Origin of the sequence: Paraburkholderia oxyphila NBRC 105797, assembly GCF_000685075.1 — a bacterium.
Lineage (GTDB): Bacteria > Pseudomonadota > Gammaproteobacteria > Burkholderiales > Burkholderiaceae > Paraburkholderia > Paraburkholderia oxyphila.
Map to the genome: position 1 here is coordinate 1 of NZ_BAYD01000067.1, position 18,268 is coordinate 18,268.

Annotated in this window: 16 protein-coding genes and 1 pseudogene; 8 read left to right on the plus strand and 9 right to left on the minus strand. The window is 58.9% G+C overall.

What is annotated here, in order from left to right:
- A pseudogene (locus tag BO1_RS61430) lies at positions 1 to 170 on the minus strand (IS5/IS1182 family transposase); the annotation flags it as partial.
- 325 nt (positions 171 to 495) lie between these two features.
- On the opposite strand from BO1_RS61430, the gene BO1_RS32225 reads away from it, so the two are divergent.
- The 3 genes from BO1_RS32225 to BO1_RS53670 all read left to right on the plus strand — a co-directional run bounded on the left by BO1_RS32225 (position 496) and on the right by BO1_RS53670 (position 3,195).
- Positions 496 to 1,245: an SDR family NAD(P)-dependent oxidoreductase gene (locus BO1_RS32225; RefSeq protein ID WP_028221078.1), complete on the plus strand. Its 750-nt coding sequence runs from the start codon at positions 496 to 498 to the stop codon at positions 1,243 to 1,245.
- Positions 1,246 to 1,291: 46 nt separating this feature from the next.
- Entirely contained in the window at positions 1,292 to 1,915 is a 624-nt protein-coding gene (locus BO1_RS32230) for a glutathione S-transferase family protein (protein WP_028221079.1), read from the plus strand.
- Positions 1,916 to 2,211: 296 nt separating this feature from the next.
- The gene (locus tag BO1_RS53670; protein ID WP_043287483.1) at positions 2,212 to 3,195 is read left to right on the plus strand and encodes a D-2-hydroxyacid dehydrogenase family protein; all 984 of its coding nucleotides are present in this window, start codon (positions 2,212 to 2,214) and stop codon (positions 3,193 to 3,195) included.
- A gap of 197 nt (positions 3,196 to 3,392) precedes the next feature.
- Here BO1_RS53670 and BO1_RS32240 read toward each other — a convergent pair whose 3' ends face one another.
- From BO1_RS32240 to bufB, 5 genes are all read right to left on the minus strand, one after another.
- Complete coding sequence (locus tag BO1_RS32240) at positions 3,393 to 3,896, minus strand: DoxX family protein (RefSeq protein WP_028221080.1); 504 nt, start codon at positions 3,894 to 3,896, stop codon at positions 3,393 to 3,395.
- 230 nt (positions 3,897 to 4,126) lie between these two features.
- Positions 4,127 to 4,438 (minus strand): BufA1 family periplasmic bufferin-type metallophore, encoded by a 312-nt coding sequence (locus tag BO1_RS32245; RefSeq protein WP_028221081.1) that lies wholly within the window; start codon positions 4,436 to 4,438, stop codon positions 4,127 to 4,129.
- A gap of 274 nt (positions 4,439 to 4,712) precedes the next feature.
- Positions 4,713 to 6,785: an FAD-dependent oxidoreductase gene (locus BO1_RS58220; RefSeq protein ID WP_084688335.1), complete on the minus strand. Its 2,073-nt coding sequence runs from the start codon at positions 6,783 to 6,785 to the stop codon at positions 4,713 to 4,715.
- A gap of 374 nt (positions 6,786 to 7,159) precedes the next feature.
- Positions 7,160 to 7,921, minus strand: coding sequence for an HvfC/BufC N-terminal domain-containing protein (locus BO1_RS32255; RefSeq protein ID WP_245643963.1), 762 nt, complete (start codon positions 7,919 to 7,921; stop codon positions 7,160 to 7,162).
- A 13-nt stretch (positions 7,922 to 7,934) separates the two neighbouring features.
- Positions 7,935 to 8,855: an MNIO family bufferin maturase gene (gene bufB, locus BO1_RS32260; RefSeq protein ID WP_028221084.1), complete on the minus strand. Its 921-nt coding sequence runs from the start codon at positions 8,853 to 8,855 to the stop codon at positions 7,935 to 7,937.
- 654 nt (positions 8,856 to 9,509) lie between these two features.
- Here bufB and BO1_RS32265 point away from each other — a divergent pair.
- The 3 genes from BO1_RS32265 (at position 9,510) to BO1_RS32275 (ending at position 11,192) form a co-directional block, all read left to right on the plus strand.
- Positions 9,510 to 9,821, plus strand: coding sequence for a BufA1 family periplasmic bufferin-type metallophore (locus tag BO1_RS32265; RefSeq protein WP_028221085.1), 312 nt, complete (start codon positions 9,510 to 9,512; stop codon positions 9,819 to 9,821).
- Between the two features lie 229 nt (positions 9,822 to 10,050).
- On the plus strand, positions 10,051 to 10,554 hold the full coding sequence (locus tag BO1_RS32270; RefSeq protein ID WP_028221086.1) for a DoxX family protein: 504 nt from the start codon (positions 10,051 to 10,053) through the stop codon (positions 10,552 to 10,554).
- Complete coding sequence (locus BO1_RS32275; RefSeq protein WP_028221087.1) at positions 10,551 to 11,192, plus strand: DUF1109 domain-containing protein; 642 nt, start codon at positions 10,551 to 10,553, stop codon at positions 11,190 to 11,192. Before BO1_RS32270 ends, BO1_RS32275 begins: the two co-directional genes overlap by 4 nt.
- Positions 11,193 to 11,441: 249 nt before the next feature.
- Here BO1_RS32275 and BO1_RS32280 read toward each other — a convergent pair whose 3' ends face one another.
- Entirely contained in the window at positions 11,442 to 12,050 is a 609-nt protein-coding gene (locus BO1_RS32280) for a TetR/AcrR family transcriptional regulator (protein ID WP_028221088.1), read from the minus strand.
- Between the two features lie 265 nt (positions 12,051 to 12,315).
- On the opposite strand from BO1_RS32280, the gene BO1_RS32285 reads away from it, so the two are divergent.
- Positions 12,316 to 12,885 (plus strand): sigma-70 family RNA polymerase sigma factor, encoded by a 570-nt coding sequence (locus BO1_RS32285; protein WP_281179222.1) that lies wholly within the window; start codon positions 12,316 to 12,318, stop codon positions 12,883 to 12,885.
- A 223-nt stretch (positions 12,886 to 13,108) separates the two neighbouring features.
- Here BO1_RS32285 and BO1_RS32290 read toward each other — a convergent pair whose 3' ends face one another.
- Entirely contained in the window at positions 13,109 to 14,653 is a 1,545-nt protein-coding gene (locus BO1_RS32290) for an amidase (protein WP_043287487.1), read from the minus strand.
- A 1,362-nt stretch (positions 14,654 to 16,015) separates the two neighbouring features.
- Entirely contained in the window at positions 16,016 to 16,597 is a 582-nt protein-coding gene (locus tag BO1_RS62140) for a CGNR zinc finger domain-containing protein (RefSeq protein ID WP_084688337.1), read from the minus strand.
- Positions 16,598 to 17,466: 869 nt separating this feature from the next.
- On the opposite strand from BO1_RS62140, the gene BO1_RS32295 reads away from it, so the two are divergent.
- Positions 17,467 to 18,258, plus strand: a complete 792-nt coding sequence (locus tag BO1_RS32295; protein ID WP_028221091.1) for an SDR family NAD(P)-dependent oxidoreductase — start codon at positions 17,467 to 17,469, stop codon at positions 18,256 to 18,258.
- The last annotated feature ends 10 nt before the right edge of the window (positions 18,259 to 18,268 follow it).

An 18,268-nucleotide genomic window follows, 5' to 3' on the forward strand; every position in this document is an offset into this window, starting at 1 on the left:
GGGCGGCCGTTCCCGCGTTTCGGGTAGTACGGCTCGACCACCGCGCACAGTTCCGCCCACGGCACGAGCCTGTTCATCTCATCGAGAAATGCTTCACGTCGCGTTGGCTTACGCTGGGCGCCGAATCCCGCGCATTGATCGACAGCCATCGCCAGTGTCAGTTGCTTCATCGTTTTTTGCTTTCGCCGTTGCATGTCCACGCTATAACGCACGACAGCCATGAGCGGCGGACTTGATCAGCATTGCCCTAGACGAAAAAAACCATTTCGGCCCCATCAATCGCACCATTGTTCATCATCGCATCCGGGGCGACGGGGACCCGTTCCAACTATGCTCAGAGCGTCGAGCGCGCACTCGCCGATGAAGTGAAGCGGATCCAGCGTTCACCGCTTGATTTATTCCGCAACGGAATTTTAGCTATCGCCGCCAACCGCTACCCGACGAGACGCCTCGATGGAATGCTTCACGGCGCGACTCATCCAGGAGGAAAGCAGCGTGAACAGACTTCAAGGCAAGACGGCTGTCATCACCGGCGGCAGCAGTGGAATCGGCCTCGCGACGGCGCAGCGGTTCGTCGACGAAGGGGCCTTTGTATTCATCGTCGGCAGGCGCCAGGCGGAGCTCGACAAGGCGCTCGCGCAAATCGGCCGCAACGTCACCGCCGTGCAGGCCGACGTCACACGCCCGGATGATCTCGATCGCCTGTTTTCGATCGTCAGGGAGCAACGTGGCCACGTCGATGTCCTGTTTGCCAATTCCGGTTCGATCGAGCATCGGACGATCGATGAGATTTCGCCCGAGCACTACGACGCGACGTTCGACGTCAATGTTCGCGGCCTGATTTTCACCGTTCAAAAGGCTCTGCCACTCATGCCGCGAGGGAGCAGCATCATCCTCACGAGCTCGATCGCCGGCGTGAAGGGCCTGCCGTCACACGGCACCTATAGCGCAGCCAAGGCCGCCGTCCGCTCGCTGGCGCGGACCTGGACCATGGAACTCAAGGATCGCGCAGTCCGCGTCAATGCAATCAGCCCTGGGGCGATCGACACACCAATCATCGATAGCCAGGTCTCGAACTCCGCAGAAGCCGACGAACTGCGCGCGAAGTTCGCCGCGGCCACGCCGCTTGGGCGGATCGGCCGCCCCGAAGAGATCGCCTCCGCCGTGCTGTTCCTCGCATCGGACGACAGCAGCTTCGTGGCGGGCATTGATCTATTTGTCGATGGCGGCATTGCGCAGGTGTGACACCGCTATCTGTTCTCGTACTCACTTTTCCCAAAAGGATCGCCTCATGTACCACGTCCACGCTTTCTCGACGCCCAACAGCATCAAGGCACTGATCGCGCTCGAGGAATTGTCGGTCAACTATGAACTCCATCCCGTCAATGTCCGCAAGGGCGAGCAACAGAGCGAAGCGTATCTGGCGCTGAATCCGAACGGCAAGGTTCCCGTTCTCGTTGACGATCACTTCGTGTTGACCGAATCCGCGGCCATCCTCGTCTATCTGGCCGAGCAACACGGCCGATTGCTGCCGCAGGAACCGCCTGCGCGCGCCCGCGTCTTCGAGCAACTGTTCATTCATGCCTCGGGGCTGAGCCCCGCGTTCGGTCAGGCGGGATACTTCCTGAAGACTGCGAAGGAAGGCAATGCACATGCGATCGAGCGGTTTACGACCGAAGCGAAACGGCAGTTGAAGCTGCTCGACGGTGTGCTCGCCTCGCACCGCTTCGTCGCCGGCGATGCCTATTCGATCGCCGATATCGCGCACTTCGGGTGGATCTGGCGCCGCAGCTATCCGGAGCTCGACCTCGCCGGCCTGCGCAACGTTGCGCGCTGGTACGAAGACGTGCTTGCGCGTCCGGCCGTGGCGCGCGCCATCAAGCGTGCCGAGTCCCTCGTGCCGGTTTCCGCGTAAATGTTCCGCCTGCGGTTCCGCGCCGCTGCCATAACGCGCTCGACGATGTCTCCTGGCGTCGCCAGTTGCAGTTCGTTGGCGAGCACGCGGCGATCGCAGAACCCACCGCATCTTCCCTTGGCCGGTGCCCGGATGCACTCACGAACCTCGACTTCGTCTACGCAAGAGCCTTCCGCACGCCGCCGCACGACTAACCCGCTTTCTCGCATTCGCACTCTGGTCGCTGCTGCGCCTATTAGGTGTTGGACCGTTAATACGGGGCCTCAACTCACTTACACGACCAAGGAATTATTTCAATGAAGTATCCCGTCATCAATGTAGCCGTTCTCGACGACTATCAAGGTGTTTCTCTCAGCCTGGCCGACTGGTCCCTGTTGGACGGACGCGCAAACGTCAGCGTGTTCAATGATCACGTTAGCGATTCTGGTGCTGTAGTTGAACGTCTAAGGCCGTTCGACGTCGTATGCGTGATGCGCGAGCGTACACCATTGTCACGCGACGTACTTGAAAAGCTTCCTAACCTCAAACTTATCGCTTCGACGGGACTTGCGAACGCGTCCCTCGATGAAGAGGCAGCCAAAGATCTTGGTATCGAGATTCGCCACACGGGATACTCGTCTACCCCCACGATCGAGTTCACGTGGGCCCTCCTTTTGTCGATGGCACGTAACGTTGTGCAGGAAAATCTGTCATTGCGCCAGGGTGGATGGCAACGCTCTGTGGGAGACGAACTGGCTGGAAAGACGCTGGGGCTGTTGGGCCTCGGGCGGGTCGGGTCGGCAGTCGGTGTGATCGGGCGCGCGTTCGGAATGGATGTCGCCGCGTGGAGCCAGAACCTGACGGCGGAAGCCGCCGCAAGACACGGCGTAAGGTACGTCACAAAAGACGAGTTGTTCTCGACGTCCGATTTTCTGTCCATTCACGTCCGTCTCAGTCCTCGCACCCATCATCTTGTCGGTACCGCTGAACTGGCGAGGATGAAGCCGACGAGCCGGCTAATCAATACCTCTCGTGGCCCAATCGTCGACGCTAGCGCACTGATCGAGGCGCTCAGGACTAACCGAATCGCCGGCGCGGCGTTGGACGTCTACGACGTCGAGCCGCTCGATAACCCTCATCCGCTGCGCCAGTTCGACAACGTGCTGGCTACGCCACACATCGGCTACGTCTCAAAGGAACAGTACCGCACGTTTTATGGTGATACCGTGCACAACATTGTTGGCTGGCTCGACGAAACCTTTGGAGTAACTAGATTGGAATCCGGAAAATCAACCAGATAACGTCCGAAATTGACAGGTTCCAATCATAAATCTTCCATCGTCCTGGATGGTCCTCATCATGCGTTGCAGCTAATCAACGGGAGCGCCCGTGGGCGCTCCCGGCCATGAACGTGCAAATCGAACGACTCATCGCTGAGCCGACGCTGTGGTGCGATGTCGTGCTCCAACTGGACCCTACGCGCAGATGCCATGCGCGTTCATGAACGGCTCGAACGGTCACCGAGGAGGTAATCGATTGAGATGAGGCCGGGTCCCCAAGCCGCAATTCCCAGGGCCATGGCGGCCCAGGTGATGTGGACTGGCCAGCCGTCCGGGACGGTCAGTTCGATGATGCACGTCATCAGCAGTAGCCCCACGGCGGCAAACCGCGTACCGATACCAAGTACGAGCAGAACAGGAAAGCCCACCTCGCCGCAGGCCGACAGGAACGCAAACACAGCTGGCGCTGGAAACGGGTACGGCCCGCCCGGCAAATGCAGCATGAATTCGTCCGTGAAAAGCGTGATTGCCGTATCGCTCAGATGAAAGAAGCCGTGCCATTTGAGGATACCGGACTTCCAGAACGGGACTGCCAGTGCAATACGTAACGCTAGTTGCACCAGCCACGGCTGCGCGAGCCGTTCGACGAGACGTCGGACGCACACGACGCCCGTTGCAGCAATACGCCGGACCGAGGGTCTGGGGTTTTCGGTGGTAGACATCATGTTCACACTCTGGGTTTGCTGAATGATATGGAATCCGAAATTAGCCTCGAGGCGCGCTTCTACTGTTCATTTCCTTGGACTACCGAACGGATGAACGACCTGGATCCAGGCGACTAAACTTCTGCCTCGTGGTGTGAGTTGGGGACGAGCTGCAAGGGTATGCATGCCGCCATGCAGGTGCAGTCCCGCATGGTCGTCCCCGCTCCTCTCGCTGATTGTCGGGGTGATCAGGACTTAATCGCTGTGAGCGAGCCGTGTCCGCCGCCTGGCACCTGGATGCTCGTGCAGGTGCCGCCCTGAACGAACTTCCAGGAGTTACCCTGGAAGTCCATCGTCGAGGTGCCCTGGCAGGTCGTTCCGGGACCGGCCGCGCAGTCATTCTGGCCCTTCAGCGCGACGCCGAAGCATTTCTCCTTGTGTGCCGCGATGGCGGCGCTCTCTTCAGCTTTGGTCAGCGGCGCGGCGTGAGCAACCGATGCAATCAGGCTCGCAACAGCGCTTGCGAGCAGGGCGGATGTGACAGTAGCTTTTGCGGACATGGCATATCTCCAGTAGGGGCTTGGGATGAAAGTACCCGCAGCGGGTACGCGTGTTAGTACGTTGGCGCCGGGGTACTGGTTACAGAGAGGCTCATCTTTTTACCTGATGCGATTGGTGGACCTGTATTGAGTCCAGTGCGTGAGCGGTAATCGCCGACGCCCGACGAGGTCGCAACACAAGGCGCGCCTTCGACTATCGGCGCGCAGGTCAACCGATGTTGGTTGGTAGAGCGGCGTGCCGCAAACAGCCGCTTGCCGGTTCGTCAACCTGGTGTCACAAGTCGTTTTCTGATGAGGTCGTGGTGATCAGGCGGGAACTGTGCCGATACGTGAGATAGGCCCAGAGCCAGTCGAGAATGACGGCAAACCGGTTGCGGCCTCCCACAAGGAAGGCGATATGCGCGGCCCCCCAGAACCACCACGCCATGGCTCCTGATATACGGATGCCACCGACGTCTGCGACCGCAGCCTGTCGTCCGATTGTCGCAAGGCTACCCAGATGCCGGTACTGGAACGGCAACGGGGAACGTAGACGACGGATCCGCGCGGTGATCACACGCGCGACGTATCGCCCTTGTTGCTTTGCTGCGGGAGCGAGTCCCGGCGCCGGCTTGCCGTGCCAGCTCAGGGTCAACGCGGTGTCGCCGATCGCGTAGATGTTCTGCAGTCCGGGTACGGACAGGTCGCTCCCGACGATCAATCTGCCCGATGCGTCGGCTGGCGCCCCGAGCCACCTGGCTGCGGGTGACCCGGTGACGCCTGCGGCCCACAACGTGGTACGCGCAGGAATGTATCGATCACCCGCGACGACCCCCGAGGCGTCGACAGCGGTGACCTTTGTTTCGAGACAGACCTCCACGCCGAGCGCGCGCAGGGACTGCGCTGCCGCTTCGGAAAGCGAGGCCGGAAACGCGGGAAGGACCCGGGGACCAGACTGCAGGAGGATCACCCTTGCCGCGGACGGATCTACCGAACGGTATTCTTGTTCCAAGCCGTGGCGCGCAAGTTCGGCGATGGCCCCCGCAAGCTCAATTCCGGTGGGGCCACCACCGACAATGACGAACGTCAGACACGCCTGGCGATCCGCTTCGTCCCCGGTGTTTTCCGCCTCCTCAAACGCCCTGAGGATGCGACTTCTGATGGACATCGCGTCCGGGATACTCTTGAGCCCGGGCGCAGACCGGGCCCAGTCGTCCCGGCCGAAGTAGCCATGACGTGCGCCAGTGGCAAGCACGAGGTAATCGTATCGGATCCGTGAAGCACCAAGCACGACTTCCTGAGCCTGAACATCGACTCCTGTGACTTCACCAAGCCGAACCTGAACATTGGGCTGGTTGCGGAACAGGCTGCGGATCGGCGTTGCGATCTGTGGCGCCGACAGTGCGGCCGTTGCCACCTGATAGAGTAAGGGCTGAAACAGATGATGGTTGTTCCGATCAATGAGGGTAATCCGGCAGCGCTCATGGCGCAGCCCCTGCACGACTGCGACACCTCCGAAACCACCGCCAACTACGACGATGTGGGGTGCGTCGCCCGATATCGCATCGTCTTCTGGTGGCACCAGGCGACTGACTATCCAGATCAACAAGGCGTCCAGTGAAAATGGACCGGGACCTTCGGCAGAGAGCAGCAGAAAGATCAGGAGAACGGCAAATCGATCATCCATCGACATGGCAATGCCCGCCAGCGGGATCATGGCGGCGGCGACACCCGAAAAAATGCGGGTCATGAATCCGGATGCGATGCAGCATGCACATAGCGCGGCAAGCCAGGCCATACCCGACGCCGGAAAGCCGCTACCGTCCTGAAGAACGGGCAGCATCGCTGACGCAAGACCTGCCGCGGCGCCGATACGCACGAGTATCAGGAAGCCTGCAGGGATGTATCGCCCGATCCACGCGTACAGGTTGCGAACGAGCCTGACTGGCGCGAGAGGAATCTCTCCCGCTCCCCTTCGCAGCAATGCGTCGAGCGAAAGCGCTCCCGGACCGAAAACAACCAGCCACGTGAGCAAGATGAGTTTCGCGCCTTCCGGATACAGTCCCACACCCTGCAGGCCGTGAAATTCGGAGAGAATGACCAGAACCAGGGACGTGGGACGAGTCAACAGACCCGCCGCAAGCAAGAGCGGTGCAATCCCGTGCAGCGCCGCATCAACGGAAGACGGCACATACAGTGTCGGGTTCGCGGATTGCAGCGCATGATGCGCCGTCGCCATTGTCATGATCTGATGGACAAACAGGCTCTGCCCAAACCACAAACGGCCAAACAGCAGGAGCCATGGTACAAGGACTTTTTGCAAGGTCGCGCCAATTGCAAGAGCACGCGAAACAACGATCCTGGTCATAGCGGTTCTCCAGGGGCAGCCGAGCCTGAACGCGGGTATCGGCACATAGGCATAACGTGATCGATACCAAGCCCTCTGAAAGTGCGGGATGAGATCGGTAAAGGCCACTATGCTCAGGAATACGAATCGATATGGATCTACGTAAACATTTCGGCAGTCCTGGCCAGAAATAGCTGCCCATCTGGAGAGGCCGGTGGACGCGCATCAGATGGGCAGACGGAATAAGCACATCTTCAGGCGAATGCGTTGACTCAGACGCGCACATGCGACCCAAGGCTGGCCGATTTAAGGAACAGAAAAGTCAATCCGATCGATAGCTCAAGATCCACGGACTATAGTTGCTCACGATGTTCAACGGGGCCTCGCGGTCGTGGTCAGTGTCGAATGCCGGTAAAGGCACCGACGGAGAGCATGCCTGCCAGATTGGCAGCAAGATCGAAGGAATCGGTTTCCTCGAAGGCCATCTGAACAGCAGCGCCAAGCGTTTCTCCCATGACGAGCGCACCAAGCAATACTGCACCGCCTGCCGGCAAACGCGAGACGATGACATCCTGGCCCGGACGTGTGACGAGCGCGTCCTCTGCATCGCTCGAACAGAGCGGAGAAACAGGCTCATCCTTGCGGTTCATCGCGAAGATTGAAACAGCCGGATAAGGAGACCGGACGATACGCGTGGCCGGATGCGGCTTGAACCGCAGCTGTCCCAGATCCGACAGGTCGATATGCGCAAGCGCTTCGGCCGCAAGGGCAGGCAGATCCTCGGCGTGATAGGCATCCAGCCATGCCCGTTCAATGCGCGCGGTATCGGCGAGCCATGGCATCTCGCGCGCATACTCGTAGGATGCGATGAAATCCGGAAAATCGCGTCCGTATTCGAACAGCAGCGGCGAAGCCGGCGGCCTGGCGCGAACGTAAAAGCGCGCCATCGCCCTGAAGAACTCCGTGCCTGTAATGCGCTGGACAGCCGGGTATATCGCGGCCAGCGCGTCAATGAGGCTGACGGTGACGTTATTGCGGTACACGTTGTAGCGATTGACGACGCCTTTGCCGTGTACCGCAATGACGTCGGCTGGCGCTGCGACTGCGGGGTTTGTCAGTCCCGGTGCAAACAAGCACGCGTAGGATGTGTCAAACATACGGGGCGGGTGCTCAGACTGCATGACCAAACGTCCCCGCAGCAGCTTTTGCTTGTCTCATGAGGATGCTGTGGGCCTTCTGCGCCTGTGCCCGTAGCCCAGGCCACTCGGGCAGCTTGCTGTCCCATTCGATGAGCGTGGGTATCGGTCCGGTGCGGGCGAGTACTTCCTCGTAGAGTTTCCAGACTTCGTCTGAAATCGCGCGGTCGTGGCTGTCGATCAGCAGTGGCGCATCTTCGTCATCGCGCTGCTCGCTGTGTCCGGCCAGATGGATTTCGCGGACATTTCCGAGCGGAAATTCTGCGAGGTATGCGGTCGCGGAATAGCCGTGATTGACCGCTGAGACGAAAACGTTGTTCACGTCCAGCAGCAGGCCGCAGCCCGTTCGTTGCGCGACCGCCTGGATAAACTCCGGCTCGCTCATGGTTGACGAGCCGAAAGCGACATAGGTGGACGGGTTTTCGAGCAGGAGCGGGCGTCTGATGGCCTCTTGCACCTGATCGATGTGTGCGCACACCCTGCGCAGTGTTTCACTTGTGTATGGCAGGGGCAGCAGGTCGTTGTAAAACGTGCCGGCGTGTGAGGACCATGCCAGATGCTCAGAGACGAATTCAGGCTCGTAGCGGCGTACGAGAGTTTCGAAGCGCCTCAGGTGCTGCGTGTCGAGTGCGTCATGCCCTCCTATTGACATGCACACACCGTGTATGGACAGTGGATAGTCCACGCGGATCGCCCCAAGCGCATGATGGGGCGGTCCGCCCGCGCCCATGTAGTTCTCGGCGTGAACTTCGAAGAACCCGTCCTGCAGCCCATTCTGGAGAATGGCCGCAAGGTGCTCATGCTTGAAGCTTGTACCGGCGAGCACTTGTCGAGCTGTCTCGGTGCGCGGCGGACCATACCTGTCAACCGTTGCTGTACTAATGGAATCGCTCATGGCCGTCTCAGCTCCTCTCGCATGTTGCCTGCGCGATCAGGACTTGATCGGGGGTCAATAAACCCTGCACGGGAACTGCGAGCATGGCAGTACCGACGTTGAGCCTTGCGGACATGAGACCCCTCCAGTGGCCGGAACGAAAAGTACCCGTGGCAGGTACACAGGCTAGTTCGTATCCGTGACGTCTCCGGTTACACGGGCCATGATTTTTTTACTCGGACTGCGCGTGACCTGACTTGTTGTCCAGGCCGACGCGGGGACTACTCCTCTTGTCTGCAGCGCAATCAATTCCTCTTGCACCATTTTCGAACTGGACTGCGTCGAAAGGTCGAAGCCAGGCGCGCTCAGAAAATCGACCCTGACGATAAAAAGTCTCGCACGTTCCCAAACATGCGTCCAGCGCAGCGCTTGCGGGAGGAATCAGGTATGTGCCGGGGACGATGAGTGTCGTCGGACATGATGGATTTGGTTCGTCAATCGGGACGCGCTGGTTACACCAACCCGGTATTCGTTCCCATGTGGGCATGGTGGCGATGGCGTGTCCCGAAAACTCGAAAAGAAAAGCGAAATCTGCTGTAACCAGAGCACCCGCACCCACGAATTAGGATAGGTATCCCTCGTGGATACTTCCTCCCAATATTCTGGAGAACTTCGATGTCCGCAAAGACAACTGTCAGTTCCGCCCTGCTCGCTGGCGCGGTCGCAAGCCTCCTGGCGTCGACAGCTCATGCAGCACCGCTCACGAAGGCGGAAATGGACGCCGCCCTCGCGGCTCACAAGGAGAAGTGCTTCGGCGTCGCACTGAAGGGGCAAAACGATTGTGCCGCCGGTCCGGGTACGACGTGCCAGGGTACGTCTACGATGGACTTCCAGGGCAACTCGTGGAAGTTCGTTCAGGGCGGCACCTGCGTGAGCATACAGGTACCGGGCGGTGGCCACGGTTCGCTGACGCCAATCAAGTCCTGATCGAACAAGCGACGAGAGCACACGGGAACAGCCATGAACGACTCCACCATGACCAGAGCGGCGCAAGAGCTTGGCTGTTCCCGTCGTACCTGCGCAAACGCTCAATGGTTCACTGGAACCTGCTGTTCGAGTACGGCCGGAATTTCCCGTCGTTCATTGAATCCTGCTAATACGCGCGCCGGAGCTCGGCCGGTGTGTTCACCTCAGTTCAACCCGGAGGTCAATCACGATGTCAACCCGACAAGATCCGAAGCCATCCGTCCTGGGTATGATCACGATGGCTATCGTACGTGCGCGGCATCTCGTCGAAAGGTTCGCGCAACCCTGGTTCGTGCAACTGGTAATGCGCATAGCGCTCGCCGTGCCTTTCTGGAAATCGGGCGTGCTCAAATGGCACGGCTTCTTGCAGCTCAACGACACGGCTATCGATCTGTTCACCGATGAATTTCGCCTTCACCTGCCAGGAGGCCCGTATCCTTTTCCGGCGCCCGCTGTCTTCGCATTTCTTTCGGCTTGCGGCGAGGTCACATTTCCCGCCCTGCTCGTGCTCGGTGTCGGCACGCGTTTCGCAGCAGTGGGCCTGCTGCTGATGACTTGCATGATCGAACTGACGGTTCCAGACGGCTGGCCGATTCACATCACCTGGGCGGCGATGGCGCTCGGTATTGCCGCATGGGGCCCTGGACGGATCTCGATCGACTATCTTCTTGGGGACCGTTCCCACAGGACATGAAAACGCGCGAACTTATCGTTCGGCTGGCTGGCGACATGTCGCCCGTCGACCGTAACGCTGTCCCGAAGCTGCTCAACCGTGCGCTGATGACCGGCCTCGCGGGTGGCACCGGATTGCTCGTCGCACTATACGGTATCCGAAGCGACATGCCGGAGCTGATCCTCACGTCGATGTTCTGGGCACGACTGGCCTTTCCCCTCGCGACGATCTTGACGGCCATGAAGCTCTCCGAACGGCTCGGACGCCCCGGTGCTCCGCTCAAGCTCGCCTGGATTGCAGTCGCGCTACCCATCATCTCAATGTCACTGGTCGCCCTCGGTATTCTGCTGGCGACGCCCCCTGGCTATCGCCTGCAACTGGTCCTCGGGACGACGTGGCGCAACACCACCGCGAGCGTCGTCCTGTTGTCTCTGCCGTCGCTGGCCGCCATGATGCACGCGATGAGGCGACTCGCGCCCACCCGGCTTGCGCTGGCCGGCGCGGGTTCGGGTCTGCTTGCCGGGGCTCAGGGTCTGCTTGTCTACTCCCTGTATTCACCCGAGATGGCCGTGCCGTTCTGGAGTGTCTGGTACGTACTCGCGGTCGCCATCACCGCGGGGATCGGCGCGTCCATTGCGCCGTGGTATCTGCGCTGGTGACGCCCTTTCATATCGTTCCAGTAAGGAACCGCATTCCCCCTGGAGAAATGCGGCTTCAATCCAATATCGACGATGCAATCGCGCACAAGGGGGCGCCCGCGGCGCTTACGCCTCAATGCGTCTGAGGAAACCCGCTGAGCGTCGTGTTTCATGTATTCCGGCACGAATCTCGCCTGCCGATTTCAGATCGGTATCCGCCATGGAGTCGTGGACCATCGAGCGCACAGTCCAGTCACGGTCGATCGGCAATCATTTGACCTTCCTGCCCGTCGAGCCGGGATCCAGAAGTGCCAGCGCCGGACGTACCATCCCCTCCAGCAAAGTGCGCTCCGGCCGCGAACGGGCCAGCACCCGCAGGCCGAGGTGCACACCCAGCAATAGCCGGGCGAGATCATCGGCGGAGTGCGCAGCCGCAATCTCGCCCGAGCGTTGCCCCGCCTGAACGCAGCGCAGAAAAAACGCTTCGACCTTCACCAGTACGTCGGCAATCATCGCCTGAAAGTCAGGATCATGTGGCGCGACTTCAAGCGCCGAATTGACAAGCAGACAGCCTTTGCGGTCGCTGTCACGGACCGAGCAATCGATGATCTCCTTAAAGAATCTCTTAATGGCTTCACGAGGCGGGAGATTCCGCTCGAATCGCGAAACCCTGTCTCCAAAGCTGTTTTCAACGTAGTGCGCCAGAGCACGCCGAAACAGCGATCGTTTGTCGCCAAACGCGTTGTAGAGGCTTGCGCTGGTCATCCCCATGTCCTGAGCCAGGTCACGGACGGAAGTCGCCTCATAGCCATACATCCAGAACCGGTGGACCGCCGCGTCAAGCACGGTGTTTTCGTCAAACTCCCGGGGTCGGGCCATGTCGCCTCCAGCATTACCCATCGTGCTACCAGCCACGATTACAGCGTCACGAATGTCACGATATTCTAAAACAAATGATCTAAAATGACGTAAACAGGGTAGCGAACGCATCGGTTGACCGGAGGCAGCAGTGACGCGCACTCCCAGTGGGTGAACGTAACGCACCCGCACATCATGATAGTCCTCCTGTTTGGTCCTGCTACCAATCGACCGCCGCGCGGCGATCCTCCCCAAGCGGCGCGCGCGAAAGCGGTCCTGGGCCAGGCTGCAGTATGACGGAGAGAAGGCCGTGCATTCCGCAGAGCTGCGTCTGAAAGCGTTGTTCGTCGGTGGTCAGGCAGGCAATGAGCCAGCGTACCGCTTGTTCCTGGAGGAGCTGACGCGATTCCTGAGGGGCTATCTACGCAAGCGGATTCCCCGGCATCAAGAGGATGTGGAGGATATCATCCAGGAAATCCTGTTGGCCGTGCACAATGCTCGTCATACCTACCATCCGGATGAACCGCTGACGGCATGGGTTCACGCGATAGCGAGGTATAAATTGATGGATTTCTTCAGGACGCGGGCAAAGCGAGAGTCGCTGCATGAGCCGCTCGACGACCACGAAGAACTCTTCTCAGAGTCCGACCACGAACCGCTCGAGGCCCGTCGCGATATCGAAAAATTGCTCGATCAGTTGCCTGACAAGCAACGGCTTTCGATTTTTCACGTCAAGCTGCAGGGACTATCGATCGCGGAAGCCGCCCAATTGAGCGGACTGTCGGAATCCGCCGTCAAGGTCAACATCCATAGGGGGCTCAAGGCGCTTGCGGCACACGTGCGGGTAATGGCATGAGAACCAATGACCTTGTCGGGGTGCTTACAGCGCACCGATGTGGCGGCGCCGGACAACTGGCGTCGCACACACTCATATCGCTCCCGGTCAACACCCTCGATCGACAGGCGAGCACCTGTCACCGACCCTGGTTTCGATGTGCCCCCTGCCACCAAAGGGCACCTTCGACGATGCTCACACCGCCAGCGACCCCACCAGGTTTGCGTTTAGCAAACTCCGAAGCCTATAGCCCCGGAACGTTCCGATGATGCGTTGCAGTCTCGTACGCATATGCCAAACCCAGAAGTTCTGCCTCGCACCATTCCCGACCGACAAAGATAAGTCCGAATGGAGAACCAGACGCATAATAACCCGCGGGCACCGTTATGCCCGGGAAGCCCGCAATATTAATTTCTCCGACGGTGGTCTCTTGGATCGTTTCTCCGCCAAAAAGTGGCGGTAGCTCGCAACGCATCTGGGGAAAGACAAGCGCGTCTAATTTTGCCTCCGACAAGACCTTGTTAAAGATGCGCATATAGCGCGCTTTTAACGTAATGAACGCAGAAATGTCAGGGGGACTCTCAGGGTCGGCAAGCGCAGCCGTAAATTGTGGCAGACTTTGCATGAAATTCAACATGCCATTGGGGCCAAAAACGTCTGCGTCAGCCACTAGCGACGCGAATTCGGAGAACGTTTTCACCGCGGATTTGCCTCCGAGCCGTCGAAAATATTGATGGAGGTCATAGGGAATCGACTCCATTCCACGAGCATCGAAGTTAGGGGTTGGGGGAGTCGGTTCCCGGAGATCAGCAAACCCCGAACCGGCAAACGGATCCTCGATCAACACTGCCCCCAAAGACTGGAGCTCGCGCTTTGCGCGTTCATATAACACCGCGGCCTCGTCAGACAGTGGCTGGTTACGCCAACCCGGCCCATAGAGACCAAGACGTTTGCCTTCAAGAGCATCCGCACTGAGTAACGATGTATAGCCGTGTTCCGGTTGATGCCCGACTGCAGCCAGCGTTTTCGGGTCTTCAGAACTGTAACCGGCGAGTACGTCAAGACAAAGTGCAGCGTCTCTTACCGTGCGGGCTATTGGGCCAACCACATCTCGATTGCCTGACAATGGAACGACACCAGCATTCGGGACAAGCCCCATAGTGGGCTTAATACTGACCAGGTCTTGAGCTGACGCGGGATTCTGAATGGAGCCCCCCGTCTCTTCTGCCAAACCGATAACTGCCATTCCCGACGCGACAGCGGCAGCCGAGCCGGCACTGCTTGCACCGGGCACCCGATCAGGCATCACAACATTGAAGGTGGGACCTGCCCAGCTATCATTGGCGTGAGTGCCCGACCTGCTCAAGATAGGAACATTCGTCTTTCCAAGCATAACTGCGCCGGCGGCACGCATGCGCGCAACAACCGGCGCATCCCTGGACGGCAGAAGGTCGATGCCGCCAGTTTTGCTATACAGCTTTGACCATCCAGCCGTGGTTGGAAACCCAACCATATCCATGGCATCTTTGATCACGACAGGAACACCCGCCAAAGGACCTAACGCCTCGCCTGCCGCCCGCCGCCTGTCAATTTCACGTGCGTCGTCGATCGCCGTCGGGTTAAGAAATATCAAAGCATTGTATTTCGGATTGTACTGCTCAATCCTTTTGAAACATGCTTTTGCGACTGACTCAGCCGTGAATTGTCCAGTCCGAAAGCCTTCCTGGAGGCTCTCTACGGTCAACGTTGCAAGATCAATGTCGACCTCATTACCCTCTGCGCAGAACATCACTCTCCTCCATTCGCTATCCAAAATTAATACTTCATGGACCGCCGGTCAACGCACAGCGGCGCACCAACACCCATTGCCTTTAGCGGGCGATTTCCTTCACGTGTCGCGCCTCGTCGACATGTAAAGAAGAATAGACAAGAGTCACGAGCGTGCGCAGCCCCGTTTATGCGTTTGAGAATGTGAAATTCGCATACCGAATTGTGCGGCGCAATATCACTACATCAGAGCATCCGGTTACTCAGGAATACTACGGTTATAACGATCACCGTAAGCACTGCTGCTCTCTGTCCCTATCCACCGGTCGGTGATGAAGCCTCGACAAATCCGCAGAGACATCAAACACGGATGTACGACCTTGACTCATTCATTGTCTGCATTCATAAACCAGTATAACCGGTTTATATATGACAGACGCAAATTGCTACTCAGTGTTTACCCCTGAAATCACATATTAAAGGTTACAGATGTGGGCAATCGATGGATGGTGCGCTTGTTCGACGAGCGCCGTCTCACTCCATCTCCTTTGATACGATCAATGAACCGCTCCGCTCCCTTGGAGAGGGCGTCGGAACAGCGGTGTTTGAGTTCTATCGTTCTACGTACGCGAATGCCCAGAACGGTTGACTCGTAAGGGGCCATAGATGGCAATCTGATCCCCACCGGAATTGAACTGAAACCCGAAAGTTGGACACCGAGATGTAAGGTTTATGGGAAGATACATGGAGCAAGCCAAGTGGCAGCAGTCAGGGACGAATGTTGGCGAGGGCGTCTGAAGTCCGTCGCGAGTCCGCTTCAACGTGACGGGCGAATACGAAGACAAATTCAATCAAGGCGGTCCGAACCCATTCGCTCGAGCGTCCGGCGACTGCCGCACGAAGATGACAAAGAGGACAGCACCCTGCAATGCGAAGCAACAGAACTTCGCTCGTGAACGGAGCGCCAAGACCACCTTGGCGAACTGAGCAATCCGCGGATGGAGAAGCCCTGGCTAACGAAGCTCGAAGCCTTGGCTCGCGTGTATTGTCGGCTACCGCAATAGGAGCGCACGCCGATCGTGATTGAACTGAGGCTCAAGGGACTGAGTCCAGCGGGATCGCTCGCTCGTCATCGAATTTCGTAGTGTCCGGAGGCAGGCCCGACTCCGTTGTGCTGCAGTTCGTTCTGGCGAGCCTGCTGGCTTTGTGATGTTGGTCTTGCCGGCCGGCACAAGGTTCTGGCACATGTGACCGACATGCACGCGGGCGTCAAATCTTGTGGTCGCGTCAAATTTGCGAGTCGGGTATGGCTTTTTTGGGGGGCTGCAGGCGATGATGTAACCAGTAAAGCTTTATTTTATGAGCATCAAACGCTCTGCCAGTTTTATTGGCCCGGGGACAGTTCATGCCTGCGCTTGAATGTGTGTGCTTTCGCGCGGCTGCCACAACGCTGCATCGAACACCATCGACGTTGTCCCGTCGGCGAAGTGTCCACGAATAGCATTGCGCAATCGGGTTGGTCACACGCTTTCACACGATGACGCAAAGGCCCGGTTACGAGCTCGATTGCATCGCGCGCAATAATTGAGAGCGTAGTCGCAAACGGATCCTCTGAAATGACGGAAACGGTGCCAGATACAGAATTCAGCTGCGGTGTGCCCAACGGATACCGTGCGGCATCATTTACTACTGCGACCGCGCCGTCCGGGAGATTGCCCTCCATCGAGCCTTTCACCAATCTCCAGATCGCTTCTCGCAACTCCAAGAGTTGCGCCTCACTCTCGCTCGATAGCTTCGGATAATCTGCAAAAAGGCCAGCCGCCCTCAACCACCGCCCACACGCGCCGGAAACTGCCAGGACGTCCTTTGGCACCGACGCACGCCGACGGACGGTTGCTGCCAAATCCAGTGACAGCCGCCCCGAGTTGAACCGAAATTCATTTTCCACAGATCGAGCGTGTACCATGCAGTCGTCCTGGTTGAGTTGACGAGAGCCCGCCTGCTTCCAGGCTCCAGAACACCAGTTTAACCGGTTAAGCTAATCAATGCACCCCCTGGTGGGCGGCGACGAAGGCGAGTCATCGGCGAACGCAACGCGTCGACCACAAAGCATTTAACAGACAAAGCTTGCACTGTTTGATAGTCAAATCTCGCGCACGAGCTATGGATGTTGAAATGAAACAACCCGAAACTGACAAACAACCGCAAGATACGTAATTCAAGCTGCTTGACATCGTCGACTGTGCCACGTCGAGCAAACGGCACGATCGTGGTGCCAACGGTTCAGATGGGCAAGAGAGAAGTGCATTTATAAGCTGCGAAAGCCTGAAGGGTACGAAGCGACAGGTCCCGGCGACATAAATTCGCGAACCAATGCCGGAGAGGGAAGCTTTTGCGATCATTTTGACGTGTCCGCCGGAGCGCGTCACCTGACCCGGCTCAAACAGACTGACGAGAATGCGCAGGTGCGGCAATTTCAAGCCGCAGGGGAAGGACCGTTCAGTCGGATCGTTGCCTACGCCGAGTATGTCCCTCGGGCGGAATAACTGAATGGTTATAACTGGTGCGGAAAAAGTGATTTGCCGTACTTTGCCGGGTCTAGCTAACCTCTGCTAACAGTTCCTTGGGCAAACGCATAGCCATCAACAAGCGTTACCCAATTGGTATAGCAAGCGTGATGCAAGCCCCTCAGAGCAGCGCCCGCAAGACCATCGGGCTCGCGGGCGGCGGCGCATAAGCGGCACATCAAACAGGAGGCAAGCATGAGCGACAGCTCTCGCGCCGGGTGAGCGGGCCGCGCCCACGACTCCAATGAAAAACCGGGAGGAAACCAATATGGCGTATTCCGAACTACCCGTCTGCATGATCACGGGTGCAGCCAGCGGCATAGGCGCCGCATGCGCACGGCGTTTCGCGCGCGCCGGTTGGGCGGTCGCGATCGGCAACTTCAACTACGACACGCGCGCCGCGGCGCTGACTGTCGCGGCGGAGTGTTGCACCGACGGGGCTCCGACGTTCGTATTCGACGCCGACGTCGGCAGGAACGACGATTGTCGCCGTGTGGCCGACGAAGTCTGCGCTCACTGGGGACGTGTCGATGCGCTGATCAACAGCGCGGGGACCACACGCGTCGTGCCACATGCGAACCTCGCGGAGATCGACGACGCCGAGTTCGAGCGCGTCTATCGCGTCAACCTGATCGGCATGTTCCAAATGACGCGAGCGGCCGCGCCTTTGTTGCGCCAGACCGCGATGCAGGAGCGCACGTCCAGCGTGATCAACATTTCGTCCCTGGCTGGACTCAACGGGACGGGTTCGTCGATCGCCTACGCGGCATCGAAAGGGGCAGCCAATACGCTGACGTTGTCGCTGGCGCGTAACCTGGCACCGCACATTCGCGTGAATGCGATCGCGCCGGGCATGGTCGACGACGGTCTGCTGCAAAACGTGCTCGACGCGCACGTTTATGAGCGTGTCGTCGCACGGTTGACCGAAGCGGCGCCGCTCAAGCGCGTCTCGCAGCCCGCCGAGGTCGCCGAACTGGCCTGGTTCCTCGCCACGCATGCCCCTGCGATCACCGGACAGGTGATCTCCATGGAAAACGGCTTGCTGCTCGCCGGCGGGTAGCCGTAGCAAT

Excerpts from the sequence above, each read along its gene's own strand:
- BO1_RS32265 (WP_028221085.1), top strand. The coding sequence starts at position 9,510 with ATGTCCGCAAAGACAACTGTCAGTTCCGCCCTGCTCGCTGGCGCGGTC.
- BO1_RS32240 (WP_028221080.1), bottom strand. The coding sequence starts at position 3,896 with ATGTCTACCACCGAAAACCCCAGACCCTCGGTCCGGCGTATTGCTGCA.
- BO1_RS62140 (WP_084688337.1), bottom strand. The coding sequence starts at position 16,597 with ATGGTACACGCTCGATCTGTGGAAAATGAATTTCGGTTCAACTCGGGG.
- BO1_RS32230 (WP_028221079.1), top strand. The coding sequence starts at position 1,292 with ATGTACCACGTCCACGCTTTCTCGACGCCCAACAGCATCAAGGCACTG.
- BO1_RS32280 (WP_028221088.1), bottom strand. The coding sequence starts at position 12,050 with ATGGCCCGACCCCGGGAGTTTGACGAAAACACCGTGCTTGACGCGGCG.
- BO1_RS32255 (WP_245643963.1), bottom strand. The coding sequence starts at position 7,921 with ATGTTTGACACATCCTACGCGTGCTTGTTTGCACCGGGACTGACAAAC.
- BO1_RS32245 (WP_028221081.1), bottom strand. The coding sequence starts at position 4,438 with ATGTCCGCAAAAGCTACTGTCACATCCGCCCTGCTCGCAAGCGCTGTT.
- BO1_RS32295 (WP_028221091.1), top strand. The coding sequence starts at position 17,467 with ATGGCGTATTCCGAACTACCCGTCTGCATGATCACGGGTGCAGCCAGC.
- BO1_RS53670 (WP_043287483.1), top strand. The coding sequence starts at position 2,212 with ATGAAGTATCCCGTCATCAATGTAGCCGTTCTCGACGACTATCAAGGT.
- bufB (WP_028221084.1), bottom strand. The coding sequence starts at position 8,855 with ATGAGCGATTCCATTAGTACAGCAACGGTTGACAGGTATGGTCCGCCG.
- BO1_RS32270 (WP_028221086.1), top strand. The coding sequence starts at position 10,051 with ATGTCAACCCGACAAGATCCGAAGCCATCCGTCCTGGGTATGATCACG.
- BO1_RS32290 (WP_043287487.1), bottom strand. The coding sequence starts at position 14,653 with ATGTTCTGCGCAGAGGGTAATGAGGTCGACATTGATCTTGCAACGTTG.
- BO1_RS32275 (WP_028221087.1), top strand. The coding sequence starts at position 10,551 with ATGAAAACGCGCGAACTTATCGTTCGGCTGGCTGGCGACATGTCGCCC.
- BO1_RS58220 (WP_084688335.1), bottom strand. The coding sequence starts at position 6,785 with ATGACCAGGATCGTTGTTTCGCGTGCTCTTGCAATTGGCGCGACCTTG.